Genomic DNA, 17,664 nt, shown 5'->3' with positions numbered 1-17,664 from the left:
GGTTTAAATAATGGCTCTCACATCAATCAGCCTACAGACATACAATCGAAAATCAGCAGTGTGGGCGTTAGACAGCCAGTTCGTCCAGCGCGTCGCGGTGGGTCCGCACGGTGACCACCGAGACGTTCGCAACGTCAGCGACGTCCGACTGGGTGAGCCACCGTCCGTCTTCGCGTCCGGCCTTGTACAGACAGGCTGCAGCGAACCCGGATGGTCGAACCCCCGTGGTTGCTCCGGTCGATTCGGATGCTTCCGCCAACTGCCGAGCCCGCTGCCGGATCTGATCGGAGACGTCGAGCTCCGACGCCAACCGCGGAACGAACGCGCTGGGCGTCACGGGCTGGGCTGGCAGGCCAAGTTCCGTATTCAGCGTCGTGTATGCGTTCGTCATCCGCGATTGCTCGACGCGCGCCGACTCGGTGATGTCGTCGAGCGTTCGCGGCCGCCCGTTACACCGACACGCGCCGTAGACACTCGCGGCGGCCATCGCCTCGATCGACCGGCCCTGCAGGAGGTCCTCGTTCTGAGCGCTGCGGAAGAGCTGGCAGGCCTGGTCACGGATCGTTTCGGACAGTTCGAGTGCACTACTGATCCGGCGGACTTCACTAAGCCCGTGTGCAAGGTTGCGTTCGGCTTTCGACTGAAACCGCCCACGCGTCTGTTCACGGCGCATCCGAGCGAGCCGCCGTCGCTTCTGTCCTGAGAGTTCGTTCCCGTTTGCATCGGTCCCGCGGCCGATCTTCGTCGACAACCCACGATCGTGCCGCGCCGCCGTCAACGGAGCGCCTGTGCGCTCGCGCTCGTCTTCGTCGAATCCTCGCCACTCCGGCCCGTGGTCGATTCGCTGCTCGTCGACGACGAGGCCACAGTCCTCGCAGACGGTTTCGACCGCGTTGGTGGTGACCCGGCCATCGCACTCGGGACACTGGTTCGAGTCGGTCTCGGTTTGGACGTCTTCGTCGAACGTCGTCTCGTAGATCTCTCTGGTAGCCATGAATACGCACGAGGGGGATCACCTGGTCTCCGTCTCTCGGAATGCCCCTCACCCATGAGGGGGCACAAATATACCACACGGAACGGCGCTGACTCCGATGAGGTGCAGTGGCGAAAGCCCGGCCGCGCAACGGCGCGTGAGCGCCGTGAGCAGCCCGGACCGTGGAGGTGGTGGGAGGTGGCGGTGACCGCTACACACCAGCAAAAAAGGGGCGCGTCGCCCTGGCTCCTCCTCGACCGGGATGTCTGAACTCCAACCAGACTACATTTATTGTTGCCCAAGTCGTAGTTCTCCGTTATGAAACCCGATACGCGCGAAATCATCAACGAGGAGCTCTGGCGGAGCGTCGTCTGGCTGGCCATCGGCCTGTTTGGCTGGTCGCTCATCCTCACGTCGACAGATGTGCTTGCGGCGACAGCGCTCACTGCGCTTGGATTACCACTCCTCACAGCAGCGGTGCTGGCAGCGGTAATGGTCGGGATCCGTCTAGCGACTGGCTTCGAACTGAAAGCGAAGACCGAAGGCAGCCAGCTCCTCTGGTTGATCGTCGGGAGTGTGCTTGGAGGGTTCGTCGTGCTCTACGACGTGCTCCTGAACGGACGTGACCCGCTCATCGTCCTCGGCTACGCTGTCGCTGTCGGGCTCGGGGTCCTGATCTGGCGTGTCGCTCGGCGACAACAGTCGACGGCGTGAGTATGGATTGGCTCACTGCATACAACGGCCTCCTCGTTCGTATGGGGCTGTATCTTTTGATTTTCTGGCCGACGGTCGGGTACTATGTGTACCGGGATTCGGTGAAACGAGGATTGTCCTCGCCGCAACTTCGCGGGGTCACGTATGGGTTCCTGGGAGTACCAGGGCTGCTCGTCTATTTGTACCGGAAAACTCGTGCAGAGACGCAGTCAGCGTAGCCGTCGAGGTATAGCCACAGAGAACGGTTCGAACGGGCAGTATCTGAGAACAGTTGGATTCTATCAAACGAGCGCTATGTACGATAAGCCTCCCTCAACTCACCATCGCCTGTTTTCATCCCATAACATCGACCGACCACTCTAATTGGTAGTTACAGGGTATTGAGTGAGCCATCTCAATTGACAATTGACGGCCCATACTGAAGAACCAGCCCAGGAATAATTACGCCGACGAGAATGAGGACGCCGACAAGCATGGTATACGGAAGAGCAGTGAAGGTACTCAATCCGAGGAAGAGCGCCACCGCTACGAATACACAGACTGAAATCACAACGTTCTCTCGGGAAACAAATGGTTCGTTCCGTACGATGATGCCCATTGAAACAGCCAGCAGTACTAAAATCGCGATTACTGCAGCGGTGAACACCTGCATTGAGTCGATTGCAAGTCCGTAGAACAACCCCAGACCGGCGAACACGTACGCGAGCCCCAAGGCTGCGAGCCCGGCCAACTCTGTGCGTGAACGGTCGGCTTCCTCGTTATCCACAGTTGTTGGCATATGGTTATTTTGATAGCCACGACATATAACACCCTGTTATATCGGGGAATTGACCGCTGAGACCAGCCTACAGTACTCGATAGAATTTCCGTGTTGCATACAGAGGGAAGATATATCATGCCAGCAGGAATTTCGAAAGGTATGTCTGGTTCAGAATTTCCGTCCTCGTGGGGTGATCCTCGATACATCACCGCTATTGTCGGTGTGCTTGCTGTCGCCGCACTGTATGTCTATAGCGCCCTCACGCAGTCTGGCCCAACAATAGGCGAAATCACGTTCGTCTTACTGGTTGTCCTCCTCCCAACCACAGTAGCCTATGAAGCCGCTCGTCGCTGGTGAACCACCTCGTTCAGTCCACACGCTCTACGTACTAGTCACGTCAGGAAGCATAGATTGATCTCGACCTCTGGAGGGACTGTCTATGATCTCCTCTATTAGTCCGCAAGGTCGTGGCTGCGCGCGCAGCGACCGTAGGAAGCGAGCACGGAGCGGAGGGTGGGGTGGCGGGGTCTGGGTCGGTCCGGCACACAGCAAAAAAAGAAGAGTGCTCCGACTGGCTATGCTTCCCACCACCGACCGCGCTCTGGGAAGTGGATATCCGACCACCCAGTCAGCGCGATTGAGCACCGACCTTCGTACCAGTTTTTCGCTGCTGCCCGGAACCGCACTGTCTGGCCTTCCCGCACCACGGTTTGATTCGACCGTTCCCAGCAGGTGAACTTGATTTTCCCGCTGTCATCCGCTATCAGCCCGACTTGCTGAATCGCGCTACTGCTCGGTTCCCAAAGGGTCTGCACAGTTCCTTGAACTGTCACCTCACCGACCGGGACGTCCGGCACGTCCGCGATGGGCACGATCGCCCCCGGCGCCGCCTTCAACTCCTCAAGGGTCTCCAGCACCGCCTTCGTCACGTCCTCTCCGCGCTGCACCTTCTCGGCCAGTTGCTTCGCGACGACCGCTCTCGACCAGCCGCCCTGCACTTCATCGCTGATCCGCATCGCCTGCTTGTTCACCGCCGCGAGTTCCTCCTGCGTCAGCTTCTCTCGGGGATCCGTGCACTCCACCGGTTCGGGCTCGTCCCGGCCACACTGCTCGACGACGACCTCCCGCGTCCGCTTCGCGCGTCCCTCCTGCTGACTGAGTTCCGCCTGGGCACTGATGTGCTCCAGCTCGGCTTCCCGGGCCTCGATACGCTCCTCCTGTTCGAGAGTCTTCCCGAACATGTGATCCGGGCCCTCCTCGACCCGCGCATCTGGGTGGTTGGAATCGACTTTCGCCTGTACTTCCATGTCGACCGTCGCTCGGAACTCCGGGGTCTCGTCGACGACCTCGAACCCATCCTCGTCGACCTCAGCTTCATCGTGTTTCTCGAAAGCCTGTTCATCGACCGAAACTACTTCACTGGAGACGTTCTTACTTGACATTGGAACTCACTGGTTCCTGAAGGCGCTCACGCGCCCGACACCGCGATGCTCCTACATCGCGGATTTCCTCGACGACAACGACCGACAGACTCGTCTGCGCGCTCTCGCTCGCGCCTTCGCGAGCGCCCTGTGGGCGCGAGCGAGAGCGCGCCCGAGGCGGACGATCATCCAGCACCGCGCGCCGACCCGCCCGGAGCGAGCGGCCAGCGGGATATGCCCGCTCGTGTCCGGCCCGATGTGCGGGTCCGTGTCCAGGGCGACTGTCGCCGAGAACGCGCGCCGCGGTGTGGCGCGCGACAGCGCAGGCGGCACAAAGCGCTGGAACGCGAAAGCCCGCAAGGGGCGCAACCGACGGGGATACCCGCTGGCGCCGAGGGCACATCCATTTTAGCCCGGAACGGGCGCGGGCGGTGCGGAGAGCGCCCGCACGCCCGGAATGGTCGGTCGCGAGCGACGCGGAGGGCGGCAGCGGCGAGCGGGGCGGGCCGCTACGTACACACCTGTTCAGCCGGCTACGTCGCTCGGTGAGGCATCTACCGTCCTGGCGGACTCAGAAAGGGCGAGGCCGTCTCGGTCGTCCCCCGACCCCGCAAGCACCACAGGCACGAGGAGCGCAGCGGTGGTCGCGGGATGCCGAGCGGCCGAGGGCTTTCAGAAACTGTATTTCAATCGTCGTGCTGCGCGTTCAATTCTGTAAGGAACTGGCCGGCTGCTGTCCCGATACGAACACCGTCGACGTTACGCATCTCGAGGTCATGCGTGGCAGTCCGAAAGGGGTGGTGGTCGACGAGGATACGTTGGATAACAGTTCGGACGGGGCCGGTCCCGTACCTGTCGACGACAGTCGCCATCATCTCGTCGAGATGTGCATCCCGGTGCTCCGTCCGGGGATGCTGTGCGCGCTCGAGGATGAGTTCGACCACGTCGTCAACTGATGCGTGCTCGGGGTTCTTCGTTCGTTCACGAACGTCGTAGAGAGCGTCGTTATCGGACATTCCAAATCACTTCGAAGGATCCTCCATGGTGTCAGGGCTCCTCGAGCAACGAGCGAGCTCGCTGCACGTAACTGTTCGCGCCCCAGCTACGGGCGTCACTGATCGCATCGAGGAGCAGCCGCGCATCAGCAGCTGATAGGTGTTCAGTTCGAACGAGAACCGAGAGCAGTGTCGGTGTTGTGACGAGCCTGGTATCAGCGAGGGAGGCGTGGATCAAGCCAAGTTGGTTGAACTCGTCACAGAGGAAGAGCGCAGCATCGAGATCGTTCGCGAGCGTGACCGCCGCGTTTTCACCGTCATCGAGGGGGAACTCGGCATCGAGGTCCACCGATTGTGTCGTGAATGACTCCGTTTGGTCGAGGACGGCGGACGCGGCGTGTCCATGGACGTCATCGTAGGAGGCGATCTCTCGGAGTTCATCGATGACCGCCGTTGGGACGACGACCTCGTACCGGGAGAGACAAAGTGCGAGTGGATCGGGATCGTCGTCAGTAACGATGCCGAGACTCACGAGGGCGGAGGCGTCTGCGATAAGCCGCGACATCTAAGCGTCGGCGACCTCGTCGATGAAGTCCTCGTCCAACTGCTGTTTCAACACTCGGAGGTTTGCCGCCTCCTCGGCGCCGACGAGCGCTTTGAGTTGCTCGAAGGTGATCTCATCGTCGTAATAGGCGGCAGCGATCTCCTGGGTGAGTGCGTCGTCGTGAGTAGCTTCTTGGAGGTACTCCCGAAGCGCGGTCACGAGGACGTCTGTTCGGTCTTCCCCGAGGACTGCGGCCAGTGCGTCGGCCCGGTCGATGAGGCGATCGGGGGCCCGAAACTGCACGCGCTTCTTATCGGTGCTCATGATGTGTACATTGTGAGCCAACGCACTTAGCCGTTTTCGTGTGTACGATGTGAGCCTCACTCGGCCAAGCGTCACCCGTCCACGAGATGCTCCTCGAGGTCACGCGTCCAGTACGTCGCGAGCCCACCAGGGCTACAGCGAGCACACAGTTGGAGCGGCCCCTCGAGATGGCCGAGTTCGACGCGGAACCGGGTAAGTGCCGCGAGGGCGTCGACGACCAGTCCGCACCCGTCGCAGGCGTGGTGGTCGCGCTCGTCGGGATCCGACCGCGTCTGGGTGGCGCAGTCGACACAGATTGGGTGCGTCACCCGTTCGTCTTTCCCCCACGTATGCGCCTCGCCCATCTCTGCACCGGGCGGTGAATCGCAGAACGCACACCCAGAAAGCGTCTGTTGCATCAGTTGTCCTCCGGGTCGGCGTCGGTGGCGGCCTGCCAGCCACGATGGAACACAGCGAGCTGGGTGATCGACTCGAAGGGCTTGCTACTGGGCTCGTGGACGAGAATGCGTTGGTCAGGGATCGGCGTCACCACATCGTCCTCGACAAGGTCGCCAACGAGACGGCGGGCAGTCGCCTCATCGATGTCCGCCGTCGCGACTCGGGACGCATCCCGATCCTGTGCAACGAGTTCGTTTTCGAGTCGTTCGTAGTCGTCTGTCGTGTCGTCGATGATATCTTGACCAGGCATAGGAACTCACGCTTCTGCACGCGCTTCGAGCGCGCCTCACGCCTCCTGGCGCCGATAGACACACCTGCGGTGCGGGCACGATGTCCTACGTCAGCGATCTGCCTTCAGCTAGCCTCGTTCCTGGTTGGAAGGGAGCATGACGCTACTCCAACACCTACTGTGAGCCACCCCTTGCTGTCGGTCCCTGTCGGTCTGTTAGAGTGCGATCACGAGCCCGGTCACGAGTGTCACGAGCCCGAGTGCCAGCCACGTCGTCCGCGCTGCAAGGCGCTGCCAAACCCGCCTCCCCAGCTGGCGGAGTTGATCACGGAGGGCTGCCCGTCGTTCCGTTTCGAGGACTGCGACTTCATCGTAGTAATCGCGGCGATCTGCGGGAAGCGTCCGGAGTGTCGTCTGGCAATCGCTGCAGGTGTATTCGAACTCTGCCCGGACGTGCTGGCGGCGGAATTCTTGCTCGCCGCCCTCGTCGTAGCCTGTGACCTCGTACACGAGGAGTTTCGAGACGAAGCGACGAGCCCCGCATTCCGGACAGTGGTTCAGCCTGAGCGTTGGCGTTCCATCCTCGCTGCTGGCATCGTCTGGCCACGACGGCTGCGAATCTGTGTCCTCGGTCTCTCGGGGTGGCCTCGTGTGGTTTTCTGACGGCGATGCACTCGCTGTCTCGGAGTTACTGAACGTAGACATGGATTCACCTGTGACTGCACTCAGCTGACACCAGACTGGACACCACGACGGCTCTCGTGGTGGTGCCTATCGGGCTGAGCGCCGTCACCCTTGGTCGGCGCGATAAACGCCACTGCGGGGGAGTCGTCTATTCGTCCCACAGTACTGCAATCCGGTCTTCGACCTCGTCGAGGACCAGTTGCAGGACATCACGATGATCGGTCGGCCAGGAGTCATCATCACCGGGTGTCGGGGCGGTGGGCGGGGGATGGACGTGGTCGCGCGTATTGTGGGGGTTCGGATGCTGATCCCATCGGCATTCCCAGGTGTGCTCCGAATGGACCTCTCGATAGTGGATTGTGAAGTCGTCGTTCGTGTACCAGCGGACAGTCAGGGTTGCGTCGTCGACGGGTGCTGGGTAGTACGATGAGGCAAAGACGACCTGAAGCCCGAGATGGCCGCTTGCATCCGTGATGACCGCTTCGGAGACCTGCCTCGTCGCTTGGAGCCGTGTCTGAAGGAACTCGAGGATTGGGCGATCGATGGGGGCCGGGCTCCCACCATCGCCTGTCGGTGGCACCATCGAGCGGGCTACCCGGATGCCTGTTCGCGTTCGCTACCCGTGCGTTGCTGGCGCGCCCGTTCGTAGCAGTCTCGCTCTTCGCGGGCGGTCGCCCAGTCGCCGAGGTCGCTGTACACGTCGTCGATGGTCCGTTCGTCGCTGGCTTCCGCGGCGGTAACGGCGTCGACGGCAGCCGGTGACGCGGCGTCGTACGCCTCCTCATACTCGGTGATGCGCGTTGTCAGCTCACGAACGCGATCCTGGAGTTCCTCGACAGAATGGTCGGCTGCGAGCTGGTTGATGCGTCGCCACTCGAAGTACGCGTCATTACGCTCGTAGGTGGCTGGATGGCCATCGTGTCGGGTGACGATGCCGAGGTCGTCGAACCAGCCCAGATACTTCCGGGCGGTCTTGGGGTCACAGTCGGCGCTGTCGGCGATCGCGCTTGCCGTCGTCGGCTCGCGGGTCTGCAGGATGGTGCCGTAGATGCGTTGTTCGACGTCGTCGCTGGCGAACGCATCCTCAAAGGGAGGTGGCCCATCGGCGGCGTCTGTCTCGGACATACTCAGAATTGCAGGTCTAAGGATATAGTTCTTACTTCGAGGAATAGTTTCCCGAACAACAGTATCCTGCGATAGCCCCCATTTTGCGGCGAGATTGAGCGTAGTTAACCAACAAATAGCGCGATATAGCGAGTCTGTTGGTTAATCTTCTCGGCTCGCAGAATCAGAACGCTCGAGAGAGGTTTTCGGATGGCGGTGAAGCGGCGCCACTACTAAGATTGGCCACCGAAGAATCGATGCAACAGCGAGGCTGGCTCTGAGTCATCACCGGTCTCGTTCCCCGTACCGGAGTCTTCCTCGTGGGATTGCGCAGTCTCCTGCTCACGGGCTTCGCGGTCGTCGGTGAGGCGCTCGATCTCTGTTTCGAGGGTCTCGATCCGCTCAGTCTTCTGTTCGAGTGTTGCCTCGAGTTCGTCGACGCGCTCGCTCAACAAGCGGTTTTTCTCCGCCAGATACGCACGACTCCGGTCTGCGTCGTCTGGCGTACTACCAGCAGTGACCCCGTCAGGTTGGCCGTGAGAATCTTCGGTATCGCCGCCGGCGTCCGGGTCGTAGAACTCCGACGTGGTCGCAATCGCTCGCTCGATGGTCTTCTCGCCGTACGTCGACCCGTCAGCGTAGTGGACCTCGTCCCACTTCTCCCGCATCAATCCCGACTGGCGGAACAGCTGCTCCATTTGGGTCCGGTCACCACCGGTCCAGAACGCCAGCAAACAGCACAGCGCCATGTCGGCCTCGGACTGACTGTCGTAGCCGACCGTATTCCCGTTCCAGAGCCGCTCGAACTTCTCGCCGTTCGATGCGTTTCGCGCTTTTTCGAGGAGGTCCTCGTCTTCGAGGTCGACGTCGACGTCGGCTGCGTCGGTCGTCGGTGACCGGGCGTCAGTGCCATCACGCTGTTCGGACTCGGAGGCTGTGTCACGCTCTGTGTCCTGGACGTACTCGCGGTGAATCGCTGTGAGCGCGTCCTGCCGGCGTGCAACGCGCGTTGGTGTCCACTCGACGTGGTCGCCAGTGACGGTGAAAAAGCGTGCCGTGTCGTACAATTCGACGCTCCCGCGCCGGTTCCGCCCCTCGGGGAGTGCGCCAGTGATCAGGACGTGATAGCCGGTACCGGACGGTGACACCTCGGTGTAGGAGTCGAATCGCTCAATGATGTCCAGCGCCGCGTCGTCGACGTCGTCTGTCTCGGGATCGCGGCAGTCGTCCAGATCGATGCCGACGATGGAGTCGTCGTCAGTAAACACGAACCCAATACCATCGGCGTGCTCTGTCTCGCTGTAGTCGAGTGCTGCCTCGAAACTCGCCCAGGTCTCCGACTCTGTTGCTGACGCGAACCCCCCAGCCCCTGGCGTCACCGGAATCTTCGTCGGTTTGCCGTCTCGCTCCTCCTCGCGCCAGCACACCCACTGGTCGCGTTCGCGTAACGTCTCCGGAATCGCCTCCGGCTCGTCGATCATAGGCTCACTCATCCTCACGTAGCACCTCGCATGGCTCTCACTGGCTCTGAGCCAGCACAGAACGCTCTCTGCTGTACGTCGCGATCCAATCCCTTGGTCCCAACGGGGACCCCCCGTTCTATTCTAGTTGGTTGTTGGGTGGAACACTCACTATGGCTGGTTGCAAACCGCTGGACGTGAGCGTGTTCCACCCATTCCGCCAAGTTCGTTGGTGTTCCACCCATTGAGGATTTGGGTGGAACATACCGCCGTCGAGTGATTTGCGACCTTCGAGTTTGATTGGATGAGGTCATGATTCAGCTTGGGTGGAACAGGTTTCAAGAAGTCCCGATGATATCGGGAATTGGATCGTGTACGTCCATTTCATGGCTGAAAGTCTTCTTCAGACCGGATGCGGACACCAGTGTAATGCGGGACGGGTTCCCCGTCGATTCGCTTCTTCGTGGAGTCTACCTCGATGTGGGTGTTGAGCTTCCGTGTGAACCAGCTCTTATTCAGCGGATCGTCGATGTCGTGTGCCTCTGCCCAGTCGGTGTAGAGATCGAATACGTCATCTTTCGGCACGGCTTCATCCTCGTCTTCGACGAGATATTCATCGACGAACGATTCGAACGACGGCGGCGATGGGTCCTTCTGCTCTTTTTCGACTGTCTCATCTGCCTGGTCGGTCTGACTGGGTGGTTCGTCAGCGGCCGCTGATTCGGGCGATGCGGGACGGAGTGCCCCGTCAGTGATTGCCGAGAGTGGCCGCTTCTCACCGTCTTCATACACGACCGATTTCGCCTCATCGTGAAGGATAACGATGCCGTACGTCGAACGTGTGTAATCTGGTACAGGGAGTTCGGCTTCGGGGACGAATGGCTTCTTGACACGCACCCAGTCGTCCTCGAACGCCGGTTTCGTCTCGTAGATGTGTTGCTCACCATGCTCATAAACGACGTACTCGTCGGCAGCGTGGTCGTAGCTGTAGATGGCTGGAACACGATCTTTCGAGAGTTTTCCAAGCGATGGGAGACGGATGTGTTCCGTCCCGCTGGTATCACGAAGGACGATCTCGTCGCCATCACGCTGCCAGATATTCTGGGTCCCATTCTCGTCGCCGTTCGCCGGTCGCACGGCCGTCACCCCGCCTTCTTCGGTCGCTCCGCCGTTGAACGTGAGATTCGAGTCGGTCGTGTAGAACCGCGTCTCACTGTTCTGGAGGGTGCGAACGGGTGGTGTGAGAATGCCGTCGACACGCTCGGCCCACTCAGTTTCGTCGTGTCCAGGTCGAACGACAAACAGCGGGATATCCCCCGCTGCTTGGGCTTTCCGGAGATTCGTGAGTACCTTTGCGGGATTCTCGGGTGTCGTCGTTTCGACTTCGATGGCGAATTGGTCGTCAACGTCGGGGTGGCTCGCCCTCGCGTCAGGTTTCTCGCTGCCATCCTGTGCGAGGATCGAGACAGTGAAGCCGAGTGCGGTAAGCTCTTCTTCGATCTGGCGGAGTGCTGCGTCGTGAGCACTTCCACCTGCGGCCTGCACGCTACCAGTATCGGGTGTCGCGACCTCTTCTCCGGCGTCAGTGAGCCGGATGCGGAGCTCGTCAGCGTCGATATCGACGGTCGTATCGAGGTATCGTGATCGTTCTCGGATGTCCGCGAGTGCATCATACGATGGCGGCTCGGCTTCGACGTCGTCAAAGAGTCGTCTGAGTTCGTCGTCAACTGCTTCGACAGCCACCCAGCCGTTCTCTTCACGGCAGCCCTCTCGAAGCTGGAGACTCCGAACCACGTTCGCAATCGCGACGTCCAGGTCGTCGCTCGCGATATCGAGCACTTCGTGTCCGTCGGCAGGTGTGCTCGTTGTTGAGGTGTCTGGCTCAGCTGGCACACCGTGTTCGTCGCTGATGTTCTCGTGCATTGAGGAGAGCGTCTCAGTGAACTGCTCCTCTTCACGCGCTGTGAGAGGCGATTCACTCTCGGGGTGGCCCGGTGGAATCGGGAGTGGTTCGAGACTGAACGGATACGGCCCCGTTTCACCGAACGTCGGGCTTGGCAGACTGGCGATCCACTCCCCTCGTGGCAACGAACGAATCCGATTGGCGAAATCCGCGGGGTCCATCTCTTCGTGGGCCATCGCTCGCGCCAGTTCCCGGTCGACGTTGATTTTCCCGATGAGTGAACTGCCGATGTTGTTCAGGGCGTTCAGGTAGATCTTCCGCCCACCTTCAGCCTCCATCTGTTCGGGGAACTGCATCGACAGGCCAACAGAGAGCCGGAATCCCCGGCCTTTCTCGAGGAGATCGTTCATGATGTCGGAGACCACAACCGATGCTGCCTCGTCGACGAGCAAGTTCACGACGTAGTCGTCCGAGTGCTGGGAGAGTGCCTGTTTGCGGTCCTTGAGAGCTGCATCGAGATTGGTCAGGATCACACCGGTCATGATCCGGGCAGCGTCGTCGCGGAGGTCTCCGAGGTCGAAGAGGATGACTGTATCCTCGTCGAGGACATCCCGAAAGTCGAACTGGTTCTCGGTATTGTTGAAGATCTGTCGTAGGTGTGTATCCTGTGAAATGTACGCAAGGCGGTTTCCGACACCACCCATCACGTTCGCGAAGGTGTTTGGATCTAACTGGAGCTGCCGTCGAATCGTCCGCGTGACTTCCTCGTCGCTCGACCGTGGGGCGTCGCCGATGTTCTCGTTCGGTGGCCCGGCCTCCCAGAGCTGGTCGACGACGTGTTCGAGCTGTCGGTGGGCGAAGTAGTCTGTCGACGCTCGGTACAGCCCGTTTTCACGCCCGTATTCCTCGTCGAACAGTGCCTTGATGAGCGTCTTGATGAGAGTCGGGGCCACAGTCGCCCGCTCGTAGCGGTCGGTTCCCATCACGAGCTTCAAAATCTCTTCGTAGTGGTCGGCCTTCCGTTGGACGGCATCTTCGCGGCGCCGTCCGCTCTCCATCGACGGTTCGAGATCGAAAAACGAGAACCCGGGGAGCACGTCCGGGATTGGGAAGTGGACGACGTTTTCTTCGAGGTCGGTCATTCCGAACCGACGTGCGTGAGCCCGCATATAATTCTGGGCCATATCGTCGTTCTTCGGGATGATGAGGATCGTCGGACCCTCGGTGTTGTCGTACAGCGACAGCATATCGTTGATGAGGGCTTTCGATTTCCCAGAGCCGGTTGTTCCGAACCGGCCGTAATGTGTGGGCAACAGTCCGGATGGAATGTGTGTCGGCACGTCTTCGGCCTCGCCGGTGTCGTCGAGGGCATACCCGATTGCCATCCCGTCTCGGAACTCACCCATAAGGTCCTGGTGCGGACGGGGCAACGGATTCCGACTCTGCTGTTCCGCACGCGTCCCACGTGCCCCCTCGACAGTAAGCTGCTCCGAGGAGGGGACGAGTACGAAGTGCGCGAGTTCTCGACCACTCAGGACGAACTCCGGTCGGGTCGTCCGACGACCGGTCGTGATCTCACGATCCAAGAGCCGCTGCAGCGCCGCTCGTGCGTTCCGTTCTTTTGTGGCTGCCCGCAAGCCGCTGTCACGTATTCGTTCGGCCGCAACTTGGTAGTACGGCCCGTCAAGCGGGTCGAATACTGGGACCAGTGATTGCATTCGCTCATCGAGATCATCGCGACCGTCACCACCGGATGGAATCCCGATTGCTCGGATGTTCGCGGTGAACGAGCGCTTCGGATTTTTCGCCTCGATTGCTGCGACACGTTTTGCAACCGCGTCGCTCAGCTGGTTTCTGTCCCGGCTCTCCGACTGATCGTCGAGTTCGAAGAGGGAGCCAATAATCTCCTGTGCGAGTGTGTCCCGTCCGTCGATGACGTCCTCCTTGCGAAGGTCGGCATCGGACTGCCAGCTCTCGCGTCGCTGGAAGACGACCTGGAACGCTACTGGTGCTGTCGCCTCCATTAGGTGATCGACGAGCGACGCGAGCGCACCCCCTGGTTGATCGACGGCTGGGAGTTCTGCTTCGTCGTCGGCAGTAAATGGCGAGAGTGAGGTCATCCAGTCTTGCTTCCGAGTTGCCGACCCTTGCCACCGCACGCCGAGTGGGGAGACGGATTCGGTCGCTGGCCGCGCGAGTATCGTCCCCTCCGATGTTACCGTTGGTTTGGCAAGCGTCGTGAGTGGCTCATCCTCGGGAATCGCATCTGGTGGGGCGAGTTCGAGGGCAGTATCGCCGATCTCGATGATGTGGTCGGCAGACTGGTCACCGACCGTTCCTCCATCCGCGACTGATTCGGCGTCCCCTGGCCCCGATTGTTTGTTGTCGTCAGTGCCACGTTCGTATTGCTCGTCAGGGTCGAATTCGTACTGGAGGTCGCCCGCCTCATAGTGCTCGACGAATGTCTCGCGGTCGAATTCGACAGGCTGTACGAGTCGGGATGCGATGTCGACCTCGGTACGCTCGATGTCGAACGTCTCGGGATAGACCGACCGGAGCCGTTTCTCAAGGGTATCCAGATGGTCGTCGGCACCGTAGTAGAATTCGACGGGGTCATCCGCCCCCTCGCTCAGCGCGAGGAATTCGAAGCGTAGCGGTGTGTCGCTATGTAGCGGATTGAGTTTGTCAGCTAGCCCCGCCGAGTCCGTTGAGGTCAGTTTGTGAAGACTTTCCAGTGCCTGCGGTAGACGCTCCGGATTCAGCCGTTCGGAGGTTGGCGTCACGCGAAGGTACTCACGCATCGTCGTCACCTCCCGTTTCACCGCCATCAGTCTCTGTTGGCGTCCGCTCAGGTGTGTGTTGTCCGTTGTCGGTCGCTCGGCTTTCAATATCGTCTTGGAACGCCTGCACCTCCGCGTCCACAGCATTCTCACCAGTCCCAGGGAGTGAGTCTCGCCGTTGCTCGGTTGGCTCGAAGTCGATGACCTGCTTCTCCTTGGGCATCGCTTTGACCTGGATCCCACGCCACTCGCCGTCGACGCCCACTAGCGCCTCGGAGAAGCCGGCGTCCTCGTTGCCCGGCACGGCGTCCTGGACGAACCGCATCTGCGCGTAGTTCAATCCGAACTCGTCGGCCCACTCCTCGTCCATCCCGTCGAGGCGGTGGAACTGCTTGACCGCACACTGATCCAGGATCGCCTCGGATTCGGCGTGCTCAAAGAACTCGTCGACGGTCTGCGTGACCAGCCTGATCGAGAGGTCGTGGTGACGGTGGTGGCGGAACACCGTCTCGAGGAACGCTAGGCTCGCGGCGTCCTGCATGATGTAGCGCGCCTCGTCGATGTAGAACACGACTTCCTTCTCCGAGACCTTCGCTCGCTCGTAGACAAGCGAGATGAGCAGCTGCATGGTTAGCGCCGTACTGCTGTCGACGCTCCCCTCCTGCTGGGCGAGGTCGAGATAGATGACCTTCTCGTCCCGGATGTCGAAGTCGGATTCCTGGCCGAGGTTGGCGTGGCGACCGTCGTCCTCGAAGGGGCGGAGCTGGTCGAGGAGCCACGTCGCATCCTCCTTGATCTTCCCTGCCTCTTCGTCGGACCGGACGACGAACTCCTCGGGGTCGTCGACCATATCCTCGAACACGTCCATCATATCACGGATGGTCGGACTCGGATTGTCGTGCGTCGAGATGTCGTCGGTGATGCCCTGACGCTTGTAGGCACGCTTGAGCCCGAGTTCGAGCGTCGTCCGTCGGTCGCCCAACGAGATGCCGCGGAGCGCGAAGAAGTTCGTGAGGAAACTCATCGCGTCGTCGAGCTTCTCGTTGAACGGGCTCGCGTCCTCGCCCATCGCCCGCTGGACGTGTTCGGGCGTCTCGCGGATCTCCAAGGGGTTCAGCCCGAGCGTCCCGCCGACGGTGATTCGCTTGGCGTCGAGCGCCTCTGAGACCCCCGCCCAGTTGTTCAACGGCTCGAGGATGATGCCGATACGGTCCTTGCTCTGCTCGATGGAGCGGATAAAGTTCTGCTTCGAACTGAACGACTTCCCCGAGCCGGTATCGCCCACGGTGAACATCGCGTACCCGTTGTCCCGGGCGAACGGGTCGATGACCACGGGGCTCTGGTTGTCCTTGTGAATCCCGAACTCTACCCCGCCTTCCTCGAGAATCGTCGCGTTGTGCGGCGAGGACAGCAAGGCGCCGACGGCGCCGCCGAGGGCTATCGACGTCCGGCCGAACTCGTTGTCACCGATGGGTGCGGCGGACTGGAGGGCGAGATCCTGCCGACAGATTGCGGTCTTCGGTGTGAGGTTCGCCGGGTCGTCGCGGAGCGCGCTCTTGACCGTCTGGACGGCATCTCTGAGCTCGTCTTTCTCGTCGGCCCGCACGGTGATGAACATCCCTTGGTCGAAGACGTTCGCGCCGTTCTCGACGGCCTTGTACGTCGCTGCGGCCTCGTTGGCGCGCTCTTGGAGATACGCGCTCCGGATACTCTGTTCGAGGTCAGCATCGACCTGGAGGTCGTCAGCGATGTCTTGCAGTTCGTTCCGGGCCCGCTCCTGGTTCTTCGGCGTGATGTGGGCCGTCAGGTCGAACTGCACGTCGGTCATCTCGAAGAGGTCGCTCAGATACCCGTCGTTGGGATAGTCGGCATAGTTAGCGATGTAAAGTGTCGTCGTCCACTGCTCGCCGACCCGTGCGGCTCGCGTTTCCCACTCGACAGCTCCGGGCGCGGTGACGGTCTTGTGCGACTCGGAGATGTCGTCGAGGAGCTTGCGTTCGGCCTCGCCTTCTTCGAGTGTCTCCTCGTCGAGGACATCGGTGAAGTCCATGTCTGGTTCATCATCCGCAGTGAAGCGGTCCCAGAGGTACTTACTGCCGACGCCAAGGCCGAGACCCACTGCAAGGGCTAGTACTGCACTCTCTGCTGGTGTCAGGTTCTGGAGCCACCCGGCGACGGAGCCAAGCGCGCCACCACCGGTCTGGAGGATCATGTTACGCATCGTGTGGATCCTCCCGGCGCGAGTGGCTGATGATCGATTGGTTGCGAACCACACGCTCCGCCTCGTCGTAGTCGTGTTCGCGGCCGTTCCAGAAGTCCATATTCAGGACGAACAGCTCGACCGTGCTGAGGCGGCGTGCGGACCACCCCGACGCTTGCTGGATGAACTCGGATCGCACGTCGTTCACGCGACTGTCGAGCTTCTCGAACATCTGCGCACGTCTTTCGACGTCGGTGAGGTCCTCGCGGCGGGTGACGAACGGGTTGAACAGGAACCCGATGACGGGGAACTGGGTCAGCTTCTCGGCGGGGGTGCCCTCGTCGCGGAAGCGGTCGTATACTTCTATCGGGCTGACCTCAACGCCGATGTAGTACCGGACCTGCTGAATGCCCCGGTCACGCATCTCCTTCGGCCGTGTTTCCCGATATTCTTCGAGGAGTTCCCGGAAGATCGGGTTCTCCGTGACGTCTTCGTCAGTGAGGCGCTCCTCGATGGTCTCGGTGATCTGCTCCACCGGAAATGAACGGGTTGTGGCGTGGAGTTTGAGCTTCGAGTCCAGCTCTTTGTTGGCGAACTCCTCGCCAGCGTCCTGGAGCTGCGCCCAGTCGTCGGACATCGCGAAGTCCATGTTGGCCGGATCGATCTCGATGAACGCCTCCATCGAGCCGTCTTCACGCTGGATGGCACCAGCGCCCGGCCACGCTCGCTTGATGTTCGTGAGGTCTTGCGTTCGCTCGTCGGGCTTGAATGGCGTGTAGTTCGCGAGTCCGCCCTCGTTGCGCTCTGACTCGTTGGTACTCGTGTCGGCGTCGGCGGGCGCACTGAACGTGACCTGAGGCCGTTTGAGGTACCGATAGACGTCTTTGGTCCACGTCCAGGCGTTCAGGTGGGTTGGTGAGACGTAGATGACGGCAACGCCAAAGCCAAGCCCGCCAGCAACGAACGGGAGGGCCAGTGATTCGATCCCGGTGAGCCCCGCGATAAACAGCCCAATAATGGGGAAGGCGATGAGCATACCGACGTCCCCTTCCTCGATATTGAGATACGGGATGCGACTCTCCTCGCCGAACTGATCCATGATGCGCCGTGCGGCCGCGTCTTGATCTGCTGACAT

The 17,664-nt window shown here is 60.9% G+C and carries 16 protein-coding genes; 1 reads left to right on the top strand and 15 read right to left on the bottom strand.

Annotated elements, in window-relative coordinates; all coding sequences use genetic code 11:
* Positions 1–67: 67 nt before the first annotated feature.
* Complete coding sequence (locus NDI76_RS21420; protein ID WP_119712833.1) at positions 68–994, bottom strand: transcription initiation factor IIB; 927 nt, start codon at positions 992–994, stop codon at positions 68–70.
* Between the two features lie 297 nt (positions 995–1,291).
* On the opposite strand from NDI76_RS21420, the gene NDI76_RS21415 reads away from it, so the two are divergent.
* On the top strand, positions 1,292–1,687 hold the full coding sequence (locus NDI76_RS21415; RefSeq protein ID WP_310926181.1) for a hypothetical protein: 396 nt from the start codon (positions 1,292–1,294) through the stop codon (positions 1,685–1,687).
* A gap of 394 nt (positions 1,688–2,081) precedes the next feature.
* On the opposite strand, the gene NDI76_RS21410 is transcribed toward NDI76_RS21415, so the two are convergent.
* From NDI76_RS21410 to NDI76_RS21345, 14 genes are all read right to left on the bottom strand, one after another.
* Positions 2,082–2,465 carry a DUF7987 family protein gene (locus NDI76_RS21410; RefSeq protein WP_119712830.1) on the bottom strand — a complete coding sequence of 128 codons (384 nt, stop codon included), beginning with the start codon at positions 2,463–2,465 and terminating at the stop codon, positions 2,082–2,084.
* 557 nt (positions 2,466–3,022) lie between these two features.
* On the bottom strand, positions 3,023–3,889 hold the full coding sequence (locus NDI76_RS21405) for a DNA-binding protein (protein ID WP_119712828.1): 867 nt from the start codon (positions 3,887–3,889) through the stop codon (positions 3,023–3,025).
* A 665-nt stretch (positions 3,890–4,554) separates the two neighbouring features.
* Positions 4,555–4,884, bottom strand: coding sequence for a DUF8158 family protein (locus NDI76_RS21400; RefSeq protein WP_119712827.1), 330 nt, complete (start codon positions 4,882–4,884; stop codon positions 4,555–4,557).
* A gap of 31 nt (positions 4,885–4,915) precedes the next feature.
* A complete protein-coding gene (locus NDI76_RS21395; RefSeq protein WP_079235407.1) occupies positions 4,916–5,428 on the bottom strand; it encodes a PIN domain-containing protein in 513 nt (170 codons plus the stop codon).
* Positions 5,429–5,731: a hypothetical protein gene (locus NDI76_RS21390; RefSeq protein WP_119712826.1), complete on the bottom strand. Its 303-nt coding sequence runs from the start codon at positions 5,729–5,731 to the stop codon at positions 5,429–5,431. It abuts the gene before it with no gap.
* A 71-nt stretch (positions 5,732–5,802) separates the two neighbouring features.
* Positions 5,803–6,129, bottom strand: coding sequence for a DUF7558 family protein (locus tag NDI76_RS21385; RefSeq protein ID WP_119712825.1), 327 nt, complete (start codon positions 6,127–6,129; stop codon positions 5,803–5,805).
* Positions 6,129–6,419: a DUF8069 family protein gene (locus tag NDI76_RS21380; RefSeq protein ID WP_119712824.1), complete on the bottom strand. Its 291-nt coding sequence runs from the start codon at positions 6,417–6,419 to the stop codon at positions 6,129–6,131. The genes NDI76_RS21385 and NDI76_RS21380 overlap by 1 nt, the downstream gene beginning before the upstream one ends.
* Positions 6,420–6,614: 195 nt before the next feature.
* Positions 6,615–7,103 carry a hypothetical protein gene (locus tag NDI76_RS21375; RefSeq protein ID WP_233547717.1) on the bottom strand — a complete coding sequence of 163 codons (489 nt, stop codon included), beginning with the start codon at positions 7,101–7,103 and terminating at the stop codon, positions 6,615–6,617.
* A 127-nt stretch (positions 7,104–7,230) separates the two neighbouring features.
* Positions 7,231–7,665, bottom strand: a complete 435-nt coding sequence (locus NDI76_RS21370) for a toxin-antitoxin system TumE family protein (protein ID WP_119712823.1) — start codon at positions 7,663–7,665, stop codon at positions 7,231–7,233.
* Between the two features lie 8 nt (positions 7,666–7,673).
* Positions 7,674–8,207, bottom strand: coding sequence for a DUF7342 family protein (locus NDI76_RS21365; protein WP_310926177.1), 534 nt, complete (start codon positions 8,205–8,207; stop codon positions 7,674–7,676).
* Between the two features lie 212 nt (positions 8,208–8,419).
* Positions 8,420–9,679 carry a phage NrS-1 polymerase family protein gene (locus NDI76_RS21360; RefSeq protein ID WP_310926247.1) on the bottom strand — a complete coding sequence of 420 codons (1,260 nt, stop codon included), beginning with the start codon at positions 9,677–9,679 and terminating at the stop codon, positions 8,420–8,422.
* A 351-nt stretch (positions 9,680–10,030) separates the two neighbouring features.
* Positions 10,031–14,377 carry a primase-like DNA-binding domain-containing protein gene (locus NDI76_RS21355; protein ID WP_310926176.1) on the bottom strand — a complete coding sequence of 1,449 codons (4,347 nt, stop codon included), beginning with the start codon at positions 14,375–14,377 and terminating at the stop codon, positions 10,031–10,033.
* Positions 14,343–16,550, bottom strand: coding sequence for a VirB4 family type IV secretion system protein (locus NDI76_RS21350; protein ID WP_233340845.1), 2,208 nt, complete (start codon positions 16,548–16,550; stop codon positions 14,343–14,345). Before NDI76_RS21350 ends, NDI76_RS21355 begins: the two co-directional genes overlap by 35 nt.
* A complete protein-coding gene (locus NDI76_RS21345) occupies positions 16,543–17,664 on the bottom strand; it encodes a TraC-like domain-containing protein (protein WP_233340843.1) in 1,122 nt (373 codons plus the stop codon). The genes NDI76_RS21350 and NDI76_RS21345 overlap by 8 nt, the downstream gene beginning before the upstream one ends.

It is taken from the genome of Halogeometricum sp. S1BR25-6 (assembly GCF_031624495.1).
GTDB classification, from domain to species: domain Archaea; phylum Halobacteriota; class Halobacteria; order Halobacteriales; family Haloferacaceae; genus Halogeometricum; species Halogeometricum salsisoli.
Note: the sequence above shows the minus strand (reverse complement) of the source record. Positions and strands in the feature narration are given on the sequence as shown.